Raw genomic sequence first — 12,757 nt, 5'->3', positions numbered from 1 at the left:
TAGGATGGGCTTATTTCATAAACCAAAATTATGGATTTATTTGAATTTCTAAGAACAAGATCTTGGTGATTTTTCCAAATTCGCTGTTTAGGAATTTGACAGTATCTGCCTGTACTTTCAATAGCTTGAACTGGTGGTTGGCGTGGGAATTGTATTAGCTCTGTCGTTACATCTTTTTATTTTTTCTTTGAATGGACGACCATATGAAAAGTCTTTTGGTTTTTGCGTTTATGATGATGGCGGGATTGTCTGCTGGTGCGGCTCAGTCGGTTGAGGAATTTACTCAAGGATTTGTGGCTGCCACAAATGCCCATATTGCTGAGTTGAACGAGCAACGTGCTGCTGAGGGAAAGAAGCTTTATTGTTCTGCGCTGAATGACAAGCAAGTTGCTTTGATCGCTAAAGTGGCTTCGACTCCTGAAATCACTGTGAAGGATTTTGTCGAAACGGTATCTGATTCTCTTGAGTGTTACGAGCCGTTCTGGAGTCAGTGGGGTCACAAGGATAGTATTCGCGGCATCTTATTCAACACAAAGGCTTATGTGCTTGATAATACCTTGATCAACGAATCAATGGTTCTATTTGCAGGTCGCGATCCCAATATCTACGAAAAAGTTTTGGAAGTCGCTGCTCCTAGTGAGTTCTAGCATTTGAGCGCTGGGCACTTTCACTTTTGAGAGTGCCACAACCGTAAGCCAGATGAAATTTTCTAGAGAATTTGTTGTGCTGGCTTAGTTCCTTTTGTATGGTGCCCCTCTTGCTGGAGCACCCTTATGAAACTTCTATTTTCGCTTCTTATTGCCCTTACAACTCTTCCCGCTGTAGCCGCTAACGATGCTCTGGGTGTGTTCTATACTCCGCAAAAAACTGTAGTGATGATCACTCAAGGTGGGGTGCAAAGTCGTTTGCAACAATGGCTTAAGTACTTAGGCGCTAAACAAGATGTGCAGCTTGTTTCTAAAGACAAAAGCTTCAACATGAGCTGCGTTCGCGATGTCAGCACAGCTCGTTGCCAGTTCCGTTTACTTCCATCAGATCTTGTTCGTTATAACGATAAGAAAATTGAAGCCCATATCCCACTTCAAGAGCTGGGGCTAAACGATAAAGGTTCGGTGGAAATTCCATTTGCAAGTGCCAATGGTGATCGCTTGGATATGATCGTCAGCGACGGGATCTTGCACTTCTACGCAAGCAAGGCGCGCTAAGCGTTTTTTAAAACTCACTGCTTTGAAAAAGAAAAAGGCCAGCTTATCGCTGGCCTTTTTAATTTAAATCAAAAAATAGAGGTGAGAACATCATGCTCCCGAACACCATCCTTGGTATCACCCCTCCCGTAAAAACAATCTCAACATGCAGTTAGGCATATTGCAAGAGAGTAATTTCATTTTTTTTCATTATTTTAAAATTCCTGCATTTGGATTTTACGCCGCTCACGTCCATCACGTCCTCGCACTCTTACGACAACACTTAAAGTAAGCCTCGAAAAATCACTCAACGCGAAACATTTCGCTAACTTACTTGCATTCCTTAAACACCTTTACTATACCATCGTTCATGAAAAGCTACGCGGAAAGCCGCAAGGACATTGCGATTGACGATCCCCGCTTAAAGGCTTCACAAGCTTTTGGTGGAATTTTATTGCGCAAAGCGCGCTACCGAACGCGTCGTCCGCTTAGTACCAAAAGATCGGTCCATGTGGTTTTGCGATCGTCGCAAGCCAAGGGATCACTCGCTTTTCAGCATCCCAAGAATCGCAAGCGCATTGAAAAATTATGTTCTGAATATGCTCAACGATTCGGCATTAAGCTGCGCCACTATGCTAACGGTAGCGATCATCTACATCTGATTATCAAGATTAAGCGCAAGGCCGCCTACGCCAACTTCATCCGCGCGCTGACAGGGGCCATCGCCTTAAAATTGACAGGGGCCAACCGCACCCGCGGAAACCAAACCCGTTTCTGGGACTTCCGCCCCTTCACAAGCTTAGTCGACCGCGAGCCCACTTACCGCCTCGCGAAAGATTATGTTACTTTGAATTTCCTAGAATCATTAAAGATCATTCCGACAAACGGACTTCTTTTAACCAAATCCTTCGCAGACAGCAGCTAAAAGACGGCAGGCACCAAATAAAAAAGCCGCATCTTCTGCGGCTTTTTGGAATTCATATTGTCTTGAAGAACAGTGATAGCGGCGTCAAATGCGAGGCGCGAGGAGAAAGCTGTACTATAAGTACAGCGCCGGCGAAGCAACGAAGCAGTTGGCGCTGATAGCACTGTTCCTAGAAGTCTGAGATTTTTTCTGCAAGTTCTGGATAATCTACGAACGGATTTCTGTTGCCTTGAGCTTTGAAGATTTCGTTGTTTCTTCTAGCTTCGTCCTCGTCAACAGGGTGTTCGCGGTTCCACTTTTTCAAGATGGCTTCTTCTTCTTGATCGATGTGCAGATCATAACGAAGAGCGAAGTAGAACAACGCACGAGCTACGTGACCTTTGTGAGCCATTGGTGGCTCAAAGATATCATCCGTGCCTGCTGAACCGATACCGTAGCGAGAACCTGAATCTGGGCATTTTTCGAAGAACACAGTGTCTTTTTCGACTTCACCAAACCAGTTGTTACCACGCACACCGTTCAATTTTGCATCTGCTGGGAACAAATGGTGCAAATCAGATTTTTGCAAATCATCTGGGAATTTACGGTTGAAACGGCTTTGTGGCCATGTGTGCTCTACGTTCACAACTGTATTTTTTGGAATCGAACCTGGGCCTGGGAAGCCACCACGGAATTCGTTACGACCGCGGTATTCATTGCAGTAAACGTCCCATACGGCGTAACCGTTGTTACCATCTTGTTTCAAGTAGTAACCACCCATCAACCATACGCGAGCCGCGTTGTAACCGATGGCATGGTGAGCGTAACAACCACGCTGACCGTCTTCACACGAAGTAACGATTTTATCCAAGGCGTTTGCTTGCACCAGATGATAACTGCGAAGAACTGTTTTGATTCTTAAGATAAGAGCGTCGTTAGAGGCACCCGATTTTAAATCGCGATAAAATTCTTCACCGTAGTAAGGAATTGTTTGCGATACCTGCTGCGCGTGCGCAACACCGATGAATAACAAAGTTGTCGTTACAATCACTGACTTAATGAGCTTAGATAGCATCATTCTGGTCCGCCATTTCTGAGTTTTGGGGGTGACGTTCAGCCTCTTTTTCCGAGACGTAATGTCGGCGAAGGACCATTTTCTGTCAATGGGTATATAGAAAATTCACTTTTAGTATTTAGTTAAGACAGTGTGAGATTTTGCGCCCATTCGGTAGGCATAACCGCCCAATAAACCAAATAAAGTGCCACCCAAGTGCGCGGCATAGGCGACACCACTTCCAAGCCCCTCTGGTGTTGACCAAAGATTAGCCAGGTCTACTAATAGAAAAAGAGGAAAAATCATGAAAGTCGGCAGATAAATCGAGCCATGATGGCCCGGCATAGGAGACACAAAATAGAAAAAGCGCACACGACTACGCAGCTCTGCCACACAGTAAAATGCTAAAAGCGCACTGATCGAAGCACTCGCCCCCACCATAGGAACCGTGCCTGAACTTTGCGAAAGTAAAAAGCCTAAGCCCCCCGCAAGTCCACCAATCACATACACTAACAACAAAACAAAACTGCCTGCCAATGATTCAACGGCAGCACCAATCACAACTAAGAACATCAAGTTCGAAGCCAGATGCAACCACGTAGAATGCGAAAACTGATATGTTAACCACGACAGCGGCCCTTTTTCCAAAGAGCTTAAACCAAAGCGGAACAACAACTGCTCTGAATATTGTTTTCTAAAATCATGCATGTCGGTTTTCCAAGAAGCGATTTGCACTTGGTCACCGCGATAGGAAAGTTTTTCTGCGACATTCAAAAAATCAGCATCACGTAAAGCATACGAACCCAACACCGTCATCTGATCCGAATTATCAGAGCGCATTGCATGCACCCACTCCGGCTTTCGAAACAAATCTTTCGAAGATAATTTTTGCAGATACTGATAATAAATGCGACCTGATAACGCCAAGCCATCTTCTTGCAAAAGATTATTGTTAGAGATCGCCGATTGATTCCCGCTGAAAATCAAAATGAAGATAAACACATTTAACAACACCAACGTAATCGTCAGTGGGAAACGCGTATAATCTTTGATATTCGCAGGATTAGGTAAAATCATTATTGCAACCCGTACTTGTCTTTGAATTCTTCAATCCAAGTTGCAGAGTCCGCACTGGCTGGCACACGACCCGATTTACGAGTTAGAGATTCTTTCATCGCCCAGATCGAGCGCACATATTTTTTATCCATCGCCGAACGCATCGCCGTCACTTTTTGCAATTTCTCAATGGCTTCAAGACTTGCCACGTACTGATGGGCATTGAATTTTTCTTCCATCATCAAAACCTGTGTCACCAAAAGTTTTTGATCGGCATTGCCAAGCACACCCTCATCGCCGCCTTCACTCATATAAGAAGCAATCACACAGGCACTTGATGAGATGTCTTTACAAATCAATTTAAAATACTCTTCTTGTTCCGCTTTATCAGAAACCAAGTACTTCGCCAGATAAGCCATATCTTGCGAATTCACAGGATCACCCCACAACGAAGCTTCGGCTTCTTTGCGCAAGCATTCCTCAGAAACTTCATTCAACATGAATAAAGCTAAAGCCGCATCCAAACGTGCCGTGCCATGTAGCTCTGCATCGGCAATCTCTTTACATTGTCCACCGACGACAGCCGCTGACTTGTAAGAGCCGTCATGCATCGAATAATACATTTTCGCAAGTGCCACGGCCCCCACCATCGCAAAGATGATGAAGCTCATGCGCAACCATGACGAGATAAATCTTTCTTCTAATTCGAAAGGACCGTCGTCGGCTTCTTTCTTCAAAGTAATCACCAATGTGTCGGAAGCTCTTTCGTGAAAAGCACGACGCAGCGGATGACTTAGAACTTCCAAGAATGGAATTCCCAAAGCCACGAAATTTAAACTGAAACAAAACGAACGCAAAAGGCATTGCGAAAAACTCAGGCGTGCACGCGCGTGCGGATACGATACCACACGCATTTGCATAAAGAACTGCCCCGGTGTCGCCTGCCAGAAGTACATGAAGACCGACTGCAATAACATGATCAGAACAGCACCAACGATAAACACAATCACGCCTGAAACAAAACCTTCAGGAGATTGGCCATCTAATAGGAAATATGTTTTGGTTTTTTTAATTAAGCCCGCAAGGAAGAGGCTTACAATCGGTGACATGATTAAAAAATCTAGCACCAAAGCCAAAAAGCGATCGGCTACGAAAGCGATCGCTGGTTTCGACGTATCGATTTTTTTGCTACAAATTTCTGGAGCCGATAAATCTGGAAATAACATACAGATTGTATCGGCTTGAAACAGAAAAGACTAAAGCGACTATTGTGTAAAGCGAAGGGACTGAACTCGACCTTGATCGTCCAAGCTGAAGTGCGCTTGCCCTACGATAGTCTTGGAAGAGTCGATCAGATTGAAAACGTGTTCAAGATTGCTGCTCTCTGTAGCGGATACTTCAGAGTATTGTACGCCGAAAGCATCTGCATATTTTTTCAAGAACTGAGCTTCATCTTTAATAGCCATTGGTTGTTCACCGGCTTGGGCATCGATGAATTCAAGGCTTTGAATGCGGCCTTTCGCCAACTTCATGCCGTATTTACCTTCAAGGTAACCAAATACCAATTCATCGCGAACAGTTGGGCGCTCTGCCAAGTTTGCAGCAAAAGCTGTTTCACCATTTAAGCGTTTTGCTAGTTCATGTTCCCATTTTACATCGCGTGCAAATACCGCAGGTTCAAAGCTCGCTACGTTACGAGTACCGCCTGCTGCCAATGAATGATGATCGTTGTCGACCAACCATTGATTTACGAAAACAGTCATTAGAAGAATTGATGCGATGGAAAGAATCAAAGCAGCTTTTTGCTCTTGCGCTTTGTCTTGCAATCTTTTTCTCAAAGATTTTTCTTTCGGAAATTCAATCACCTTAGCGTTCCCCATTTGATCTCCCTCGCAATGTTATCGTCATAAATTGTCATTGCCAGGAGTATGCCGGCATTATTTCTAATATATTATTTCTCGTCGTAAAAGGCATTTACAGTCGTACAAAAGACGATAGACGTTTCAATCTGAGTATCTCATGTTGAAACACAAAAAGTCAGCTGGACTTGCCTCTAGTTCCGCAGCAATTGATCAACCCAAGAGTCAATCCCCGCCTGCATTTGCGGCAAATGATAATACAAGATCTTATCAACCTGTACACCCTGGCCTTCGATGCGATGTCCTGCAGCGCTTTCGTAGTAAGCTTCGGGCACAGAGATCTGGACACCCGGTGCAATTTCATCCAATGGGTACCACACACCTACTAACAACTGACCTCGCGAAGGAGCCCCCTGCAAAGAGCTGTGTTTAATTTCTTTGAATGCTTGCGCTACCATCTCAGCCACGGAAGAACTTTTTCCGTCGACCAAAACTTTCACGCGTCCTTTAAAGCAGTCACTGTTTTTAAATGTTTTAAGAGCAACGACTTTATTGTGTTCAAGCACCTGCAACTGATCTTCGTCTTTCAAAAGATTTGGCAGATCTGCTTTTGTTGACATCGGCGCGCGTGTTTTCACAAGCTTGCCCACGGTCGTGGGTTCACAAATAAACAGCGACAACAAACGCAGGCCCGCAACGAAATTGCCGCCAGCATTGCCACGCAGATCCAAAATCACATCACGTGATCCTTTTAATTTCTGTGCATACTTTTGCATCGCTTCCGTTTCAAAAAAATCACCGCGGAAGGAAGGGATTCGCATAAGTGTTACTTCTTTGATTTGCTCTATCGACGGACTGTCGTCACGATGAAAACTACCCGGCTGTACATCAACGAGCAGTTCTTCTGTTCCACGCAAGATTTTGTAGTGGCCTGACTCACCAGCCACCGTCCAGGAGCTGGGTTGCCCGCCATTCAGACTTTTAACGACGTCGCCTTTTTTTAATCCCGCTTTAGCAGCCGGTGACTGAGGATGGATTTTAAAAATAACGAACTCACTATCAACGAAGTCACCTTCAATGCCGGTGTCTGTTGATTCTCCTTGCCAGATGTTTTGCACTTCTTTGGCATCATAGATTTCCAAATGCGAAACCTGCAAAACATCGAACATATTATTCAGATCTTTGATGATCAGATTTTTTGCCGAAAAGGGCGTGACCAAACGAGCGCGATGCAAACACGTTTGCTTCCAGTCTTTGATCTTATCGTCAGTCAGATAGATTTTTTCTGCGACAAAGCGGCAGACAATAGGATACGGATTCACGAATGACTTTTGAATCGCGAAATAAAATGCGCCCGCGGCACATACCAAAGTAAAGAGGATGGCGGATAGCTTTTGCATCTTGGTCTTTACATTCTACTACAGAATCTAAAAACAAAAATGGACTTCTTGCGAAGTCCATTTTTTCTTAAACCTAATTGTGAAATCAGATTAAGCAGCAACCGGAGTTGATTTCTTCTTGCGAGCTGCAGAAGGATCAATGTGGTATTGCTTCACTTTACGATACAAAGTTGCGCGACCGATACCCAAAGCTTTTGCAGCTTCAGTCAAGTTGCCTTTGTATTGAACGATTGCATTTTCAATTGCTTGTGCTTCCAACTCTTCCATTTTTTGTACGTTAGAAGAAGTTGATGTCGCTGATGGGAACTGAAGAACGTTACCACCGCCGTCTGTAGTTACAGGGCTATTGCCTGAAACCAAAGCTGGAACACCTGCAGCTAGTTGTTGTCTGAAAAATGCATTGTCCAAACCTTCGCGCCATTGCGCTGAAGAATAAGCATGAACAGTGACATCATGGTTCTCCCAGTACTTCTTTGCGCTATCTACGGTTTCCTGGTTATCGCTCACCACGATCATTACTGTGCGTGACATTCTAGTCCTCCCCTTTTGAAACATTATCGAATGATATTTGACTCACTTTGTACCTATCGGCGTTCCATCGTGAGACTAAAGAGCCAGATGCAATTTTTTTTTGAGACACTTTAAACTCTTTGAAACACTGGCCTTTTAACCAGTCCTGCAATCTCTATTGCTTTTTCGTTCTTTCTTGAGAACCTTCGGGTCGCTTATATAAGACTTGGGGTTTGGTCATCGCTTCGAGCGGGGTTTGTCTCTCTTATTAAGGAGGTGCCTCGCTTCAGCGGCACGCCGTCCGGGCTCAATCGTCGCCAATGGCCTTTGGCCATTGGTTCGCGCCATCGTGGCGCCGACGAAGGCCGCTTTCGGAGGCTCCTCCTTAATAAGAGAGCCAAATTGCTTTTGATGACCATCATTTGTCTTATATATGTACTGAGAAGGTTTTCATGATGAACGAAAGCAATTTAGGTTGCTGATCTGTTTAGAGATTGTGCTTCAACGGTTTAGTGCTCAAACGAAAAAAGTTGTTGGTGTGATTGGTTTCTTTTGTTGAGTGCGATTGGTGGAATTTAATTTTTGTGGTTTTGAAAATAAAAAGGCTCTGAGTTTTTCTTGCTCAGAGCCTTTTTGATTTTTTTAAATTAAATTTCTTTTTTTAGCTCAGCATGAATTCGGCTGCATAGTTGGCGTGGATTATTGCTGTGTCGAAGATTGGGACGTTTGTGTGTTGGTGTGTGATTAGCATGCCGATTTCTGTGCAGCCTAGGATTACGCCTTCGGCGCCTTGGTCTACTAGGTCTTGGATCACTGCTTGGAAGAATTTTCTTGAGTCTTCTTTGATTGTGCCTAGGCACAGTTCTTCGAAGATGACTTTGTTGATTTTTTGGCGGGCTTCTTCGTTTGGAATGACGGTTTCGATTTTGAAATTATCGGCAAGTCTTCCGCGGTAGAAGTTTTGTTCCATTGTGTAGCATGTGCCAAGCAGGCCGACTTTTTTGATGCCTTTGTTGTTGATTTCTTTGGCTGTTGCATCGGCGATGTGCAGGATTGGTAAGCCGCTGTGGTGTTCGATTTGTTCTGCTACTTTGTGCATGGTGTTTGTGCACACGACGATGGCTTCAGCGCCTCCGTGCTTCATGGTTGCGGCAGCAGTGCCTAGCACTTTACCTGCGCCTTCCCAGTCCCCTGCTTTTTGGAGGTTTGCGATTTTTTGGAAGTCCATGCTGTACAACATCAGCTCTGCAGAATGAAGGCCGCCCATTTTGGTTTTGATGTGTTCATTGATGATCTTGTAGTACGGAACCGTTGATTCCCAACTCATACCACCAAGCAAACCGATCTTTTTCATAGGCCCCTCTTCCTCTGACAACCGCGCAATTTTTTTTGATGCTTCACTTTCATTTCGGACTCCATATGAGTCAATGCGAAACTCTGCGTGTGCTGCGCTGGGTGAGCGAAAGCCACGAATTCAGGGTAAAAAAAAAGGCCGTCTTACGACAGCCTTTTTTAAATTTCCGAATTCGAATTGAAGCGAATTAGCGGCGACCAGATTTGATCTTAACTTGTAGTTTAGAGATCAAATGTACGGCCATTTTTTCTTGGACTCTGCACATTTTAAGTTCGTCGCGACGGTATGAGCGTTGTGACGGAGTCAAAGTGCCAGTTTCAAGTTCCATTTCGTAGTCCAACTTAGAAGAACGGATACCTTCCAATTCTTTCGTTTGTTGTTTGAAAAGTTTTGTTACGCCAGACAATGGAGCAACTTCGATCCACTCTTCTTTACCACGATACCAGCTCACCATTCTTAAGAAGCGAGCTTTATTTTTTGCCAAAGTGAATTTTGGATAACCTGTATCCGGCAACTCAAGGATGTTCTCGATCTCATCAAGATTCGTGTCGTCCTCTTCACCTTCCATAAGAAGGCTGCCTGCCATTTGCGCTAACGCGGCTTCACTTTCAAGGTCCTCGTCCATATCTGCTTCAAAAGCAGAGGTTTTCTTCATCTCCTTCTCGTTCTCCATCTCGGAGTCGAAGTCGTTATCCATTTCGTCGGCTTGAACATTAGAGCCTGGATTGATCAAAGCGAGCCTCCCCAAAAGTGCAATTCATATTAAAACTGATTGAAGTGGGAAGGTTATATCGCAACTTTCAAAATGACACAATATGTTAATTGCATGAAAAAAGGTGAAAATCGCAAAAGCATCCCCGGAAAGACGAATTTATATTCAGTTTTTTGAAACCTTTTCGTGCGTACAAATTGAGCATACTGGTGAATCAGTATGCTCACCCTATTTTACAGAAACCTATTTATAAGCCGCTACGTCCACACGGAAGTTACCTGGTTTTTTCCAAAAATACTTCGCATGTGCTTTCACTGTGATCTTGTAAATAGGACGTCCATCTAAACCCGTTGTGCGCGTATGACCCGAATCCAGATCACCAGGCAGCACATAATCCAAGCGTTCATCAAAATAGTCTGCATATTGAATGCGCACTTCTTTGATTTCGATGTTATTACGCCCACACGTCAGGCTTAAACGCGCCAAACGATTCAACCCTGCCTGCGGATAGAAGGTAAATTCGCGCTCTTTAAAACGCGTCAGATCGGCACTTCCCAGACTGTAGCGAACTTGCTCACCCGTTGGTGGCGGCTGAGGAGGTTGATTCGGTTGTTGAGGTGGAGGCTGCGGAAGCTGTGTGCCTGGCTCTTCCGGCAATGGCTGCGGAAGATCATTCCATGCAAAACTTGTATTTAACGACAATACTGTGACTAGAAAAACGAACCACTTCGTCATAAGCCCCTCCTGATAATGATTTGCGAGTAAAACATTACTCACCAAAATAGGCGGGGCCTTTAGACTTTTGAACTGCGGAAAGAAAAACTTGTTTTAAATCAATCCCAACGCATGTGTTTCACAGATTCGCCGGAATCACGAAGCTCACGAAGCGCATCAATACCGATTGAAATGTGCTTATCAACAAAGTTTGTTGTGACCTTCTTATCGCTTTCTTCTGTCTTCACACCTTCTGGAACCATCGGGTTGTCAGAGACAAGCAACAAAGCACCACGCGGAATTTCATTCACGAAACCTGTTACGAAGATCGTCGCTGTTTCCATATCGACAGCCATCGCACGAGTTTTCGCCAAGTATTCTTTGAAATGATCATCATGTTCCCAAACGCGACGGTTTGTCGTGTACACAGTGCCCGTCCAATAATCGCAACCGTTTTTCGCGATCATCGATGAAACCGCTTTTTGCAAACGGAATGAAGGCAATGCTGGAATTTCTGCTGGTAAGTATTCATTCGAAGTTCCTTCACCACGAATCGCAGCGATTGGCAGAATGAAGTCACCTAATTGATTTTTCTTTTTGATACCGCCGCACTTACCAAGGAACAAAACCGCTTTAGGGTTGATCGCTGTTAGTAAGTCCATGCACGTCGCGGCCAAGGCAGAGCCCATACCGAAGTTAATGATCGTGATGTTTTCCGCCGTTGCAGATTGCATCGGTTTATCCAGACCGCGAACAGGAACATTAAAACGCTCTGCAAAAGACTTCACGTATCCACCAAAGTTTGTCAGCAAAATATAATGACCAAACTCATCAAGAGGAACACCTGTGTAACGTGGGAGCCAATTTTCTACGATCTCTTTTTTCGTCTTCATAATTCGTCCTAAATCCTTTTTGCTTTTTTCTAAGCAAACACTTTTTTATTCGCTTGATTAATTGAGCAAGTATAGCATCCTTTTGTACGACAGCAAAGGGCTACATTATGACTTCTACGCAAAATGATATTCTTATGGAGATTGCTCCACGTTTGGTTTCACTAGGTGGCCCCAAAGTTCATCGTTTAATGCCTTATCGCGAAAAACGAATGGTTGGACCTTTCATCTTTTTTGACTACTTCCCTGCGACGGAGTTCGGGCCGAATGAGGGTATGGAAGTGCGTCCTCACCCCCACATTGGTCTTTCCACTTTGAGCTATCTGCTTGAAGGTAAAGTTCTGCACAATGATAGCTCGGGCAACAAACAAGTTTTGACTCCGGGTGATGTGAACTGGATGACCGCAGGCAAAGGCATTTCCCACTCTGAAAGAACGCCTGAAGATCTTCGCGGCATCCCCCACCGTTTGCACTTGCTGCAATTCTGGGTCGCGTTGCCACTTTCTGCTGAAGATATTGATCCAGAATTTACTCACCATCCAAAAGAGAGCATTCCATCTTTCAAAGTCGGCAATGCGGATGTGACTTTGATCGCTGGAAAAGCTTTCGATCAAGAATCGCCGGTTGGTATTTACTCGCCGTTATTTTTTATGGAAGTAAATTTGAAAAAAGGCGATCGTTTCGAGTATGCACCGGAAGACGGCCATGAACTTGCGTTCTTCATCATCAAGGGGTCCTTGAAAGCAGGCGAAAAAACAATTCCGCCTGATGACTTCGTGATCTTACATACCGATTCAAAACTTAACGTCACAGCCGACGAGGACACGTGCTTCATGGTTCTGGGTGGCGAACCGTTCCCTGAACCTCGCTACATTTTCTGGAATTACGTCTCGTCATCGAAAGAAAAAATCGAAAAAGCTAAACAAGCGTGGCGTGATCGCAGCTTTCCCCAAGTCGCGGGTGAAGACGATATCATCCCCTTACCTGAGTAAATTCGTGAGTATCCTCACTTCTGCTCGTTATTGAAACGCGCGAATGTGAGGAATACCATGGACACTCCGGACATGGGGTGAAACACATGTCCAGCCTGTAACATTTAATTCCATGTCCTCCGAAGAGT

At 44.5% G+C, this 12,757-nt stretch carries 14 protein-coding genes; 4 read left to right on the top strand and 10 right to left on the bottom strand.

The features are described 5' to 3' along the window. Positions 1–203 precede the first annotated feature (203 nt). From DOE51_RS05700 to DOE51_RS05690, 3 genes are all read left to right on the top strand, one after another. Entirely contained in the window at positions 204–647 is a 444-nt protein-coding gene (locus tag DOE51_RS05700; protein ID WP_142695600.1) for a hypothetical protein, read from the top strand. A gap of 126 nt (positions 648–773) precedes the next feature. Then, positions 774–1,205 (top strand): hypothetical protein, encoded by a 432-nt coding sequence (locus tag DOE51_RS05695; RefSeq protein ID WP_142695599.1) that lies wholly within the window; start codon positions 774–776, stop codon positions 1,203–1,205. A 349-nt stretch (positions 1,206–1,554) separates the two neighbouring features. Beyond that, positions 1,555–2,109, top strand: coding sequence for a transposase (locus DOE51_RS05690; RefSeq protein ID WP_142695598.1), 555 nt, complete (start codon positions 1,555–1,557; stop codon positions 2,107–2,109). A gap of 169 nt (positions 2,110–2,278) precedes the next feature. On the opposite strand, the gene DOE51_RS05685 is transcribed toward DOE51_RS05690, so the two are convergent. The 10 genes from DOE51_RS05685 to DOE51_RS05640 all read right to left on the bottom strand — a co-directional run bounded on the left by DOE51_RS05685 (position 2,279) and on the right by DOE51_RS05640 (position 11,640). Continuing rightward, positions 2,279–3,166, bottom strand: coding sequence for an endonuclease I family protein (locus DOE51_RS05685; protein ID WP_142695597.1), 888 nt, complete (start codon positions 3,164–3,166; stop codon positions 2,279–2,281). 108 nt (positions 3,167–3,274) lie between these two features. Further along, the gene (locus DOE51_RS05680; protein ID WP_142695596.1) at positions 3,275–4,219 is read right to left on the bottom strand and encodes a rhomboid family intramembrane serine protease; all 945 of its coding nucleotides are present in this window, start codon (positions 4,217–4,219) and stop codon (positions 3,275–3,277) included. Beyond that, positions 4,219–5,424, bottom strand: coding sequence for an RDD family protein (locus tag DOE51_RS05675; RefSeq protein ID WP_142695595.1), 1,206 nt, complete (start codon positions 5,422–5,424; stop codon positions 4,219–4,221). Before DOE51_RS05675 ends, DOE51_RS05680 begins: the two co-directional genes overlap by 1 nt. Before the next feature lie 39 nt (positions 5,425–5,463). Continuing rightward, complete coding sequence (locus DOE51_RS05670; protein WP_142695594.1) at positions 5,464–6,078, bottom strand: hypothetical protein; 615 nt, start codon at positions 6,076–6,078, stop codon at positions 5,464–5,466. A 173-nt stretch (positions 6,079–6,251) separates the two neighbouring features. Further along, positions 6,252–7,457: a S41 family peptidase gene (locus DOE51_RS05665; RefSeq protein ID WP_142695593.1), complete on the bottom strand. Its 1,206-nt coding sequence runs from the start codon at positions 7,455–7,457 to the stop codon at positions 6,252–6,254. Between the two features lie 90 nt (positions 7,458–7,547). Continuing rightward, positions 7,548–7,988, bottom strand: a complete 441-nt coding sequence (locus DOE51_RS05660; protein ID WP_142695592.1) for a helix-turn-helix domain-containing protein — start codon at positions 7,986–7,988, stop codon at positions 7,548–7,550. A 640-nt stretch (positions 7,989–8,628) separates the two neighbouring features. Next, positions 8,629–9,321, bottom strand: coding sequence for an aspartate/glutamate racemase family protein (locus tag DOE51_RS05655; protein WP_142695591.1), 693 nt, complete (start codon positions 9,319–9,321; stop codon positions 8,629–8,631). Between the two features lie 187 nt (positions 9,322–9,508). After that, positions 9,509–10,054 carry a hypothetical protein gene (locus DOE51_RS05650; RefSeq protein ID WP_142695590.1) on the bottom strand — a complete coding sequence of 182 codons (546 nt, stop codon included), beginning with the start codon at positions 10,052–10,054 and terminating at the stop codon, positions 9,509–9,511. Between the two features lie 222 nt (positions 10,055–10,276). Further along, positions 10,277–10,768, bottom strand: a complete 492-nt coding sequence (locus DOE51_RS05645; RefSeq protein WP_142695589.1) for a hypothetical protein — start codon at positions 10,766–10,768, stop codon at positions 10,277–10,279. A 98-nt stretch (positions 10,769–10,866) separates the two neighbouring features. Next, the gene (locus DOE51_RS05640) at positions 10,867–11,640 is read right to left on the bottom strand and encodes an AMP nucleosidase (RefSeq protein ID WP_142695588.1); all 774 of its coding nucleotides are present in this window, start codon (positions 11,638–11,640) and stop codon (positions 10,867–10,869) included. A gap of 107 nt (positions 11,641–11,747) precedes the next feature. Between DOE51_RS05640 and DOE51_RS05635 the strand changes: the two genes are divergently transcribed. Then, the gene (locus tag DOE51_RS05635; RefSeq protein WP_142695587.1) at positions 11,748–12,629 is read left to right on the top strand and encodes a pirin family protein; all 882 of its coding nucleotides are present in this window, start codon (positions 11,748–11,750) and stop codon (positions 12,627–12,629) included. Positions 12,630–12,757 lie beyond the last annotated feature (128 nt).

The organism is Bdellovibrio sp. NC01 (genome assembly GCF_006874625.1).
Classification (GTDB): Bacteria; Bdellovibrionota; Bdellovibrionia; order Bdellovibrionales; family Bdellovibrionaceae; genus Bdellovibrio.
Note: the sequence above shows the minus strand (reverse complement) of the source record. Positions and strands in the feature narration are given on the sequence as shown.

Bases quoted from the DNA above. Each gene is read 5' to 3' on its own strand.
- DOE51_RS05700 (WP_142695600.1), top strand. From the start codon at position 204: ATGAAAAGTCTTTTGGTTTTTGCGTTTATGATGATGGCGGGATTGTCT.
- DOE51_RS05695 (WP_142695599.1), top strand. From the start codon at position 774: ATGAAACTTCTATTTTCGCTTCTTATTGCCCTTACAACTCTTCCCGCT.
- DOE51_RS05690 (WP_142695598.1), top strand. From the start codon at position 1,555: ATGAAAAGCTACGCGGAAAGCCGCAAGGACATTGCGATTGACGATCCC.
- DOE51_RS05685 (WP_142695597.1), bottom strand. From the start codon at position 3,166: ATGATGCTATCTAAGCTCATTAAGTCAGTGATTGTAACGACAACTTTG.
- DOE51_RS05680 (WP_142695596.1), bottom strand. From the start codon at position 4,219: ATGATTTTACCTAATCCTGCGAATATCAAAGATTATACGCGTTTCCCA.
- DOE51_RS05675 (WP_142695595.1), bottom strand. From the start codon at position 5,424: ATGTTATTTCCAGATTTATCGGCTCCAGAAATTTGTAGCAAAAAAATC.
- DOE51_RS05670 (WP_142695594.1), bottom strand. From the start codon at position 6,078: ATGGGGAACGCTAAGGTGATTGAATTTCCGAAAGAAAAATCTTTGAGA.
- DOE51_RS05665 (WP_142695593.1), bottom strand. From the start codon at position 7,457: ATGCAAAAGCTATCCGCCATCCTCTTTACTTTGGTATGTGCCGCGGGC.
- DOE51_RS05660 (WP_142695592.1), bottom strand. From the start codon at position 7,988: ATGTCACGCACAGTAATGATCGTGGTGAGCGATAACCAGGAAACCGTA.
- DOE51_RS05655 (WP_142695591.1), bottom strand. From the start codon at position 9,321: ATGAAAAAGATCGGTTTGCTTGGTGGTATGAGTTGGGAATCAACGGTT.
- DOE51_RS05645 (WP_142695589.1), bottom strand. From the start codon at position 10,768: ATGACGAAGTGGTTCGTTTTTCTAGTCACAGTATTGTCGTTAAATACA.
- DOE51_RS05640 (WP_142695588.1), bottom strand. From the start codon at position 11,640: ATGAAGACGAAAAAAGAGATCGTAGAAAATTGGCTCCCACGTTACACA.
- DOE51_RS05635 (WP_142695587.1), top strand. From the start codon at position 11,748: ATGACTTCTACGCAAAATGATATTCTTATGGAGATTGCTCCACGTTTG.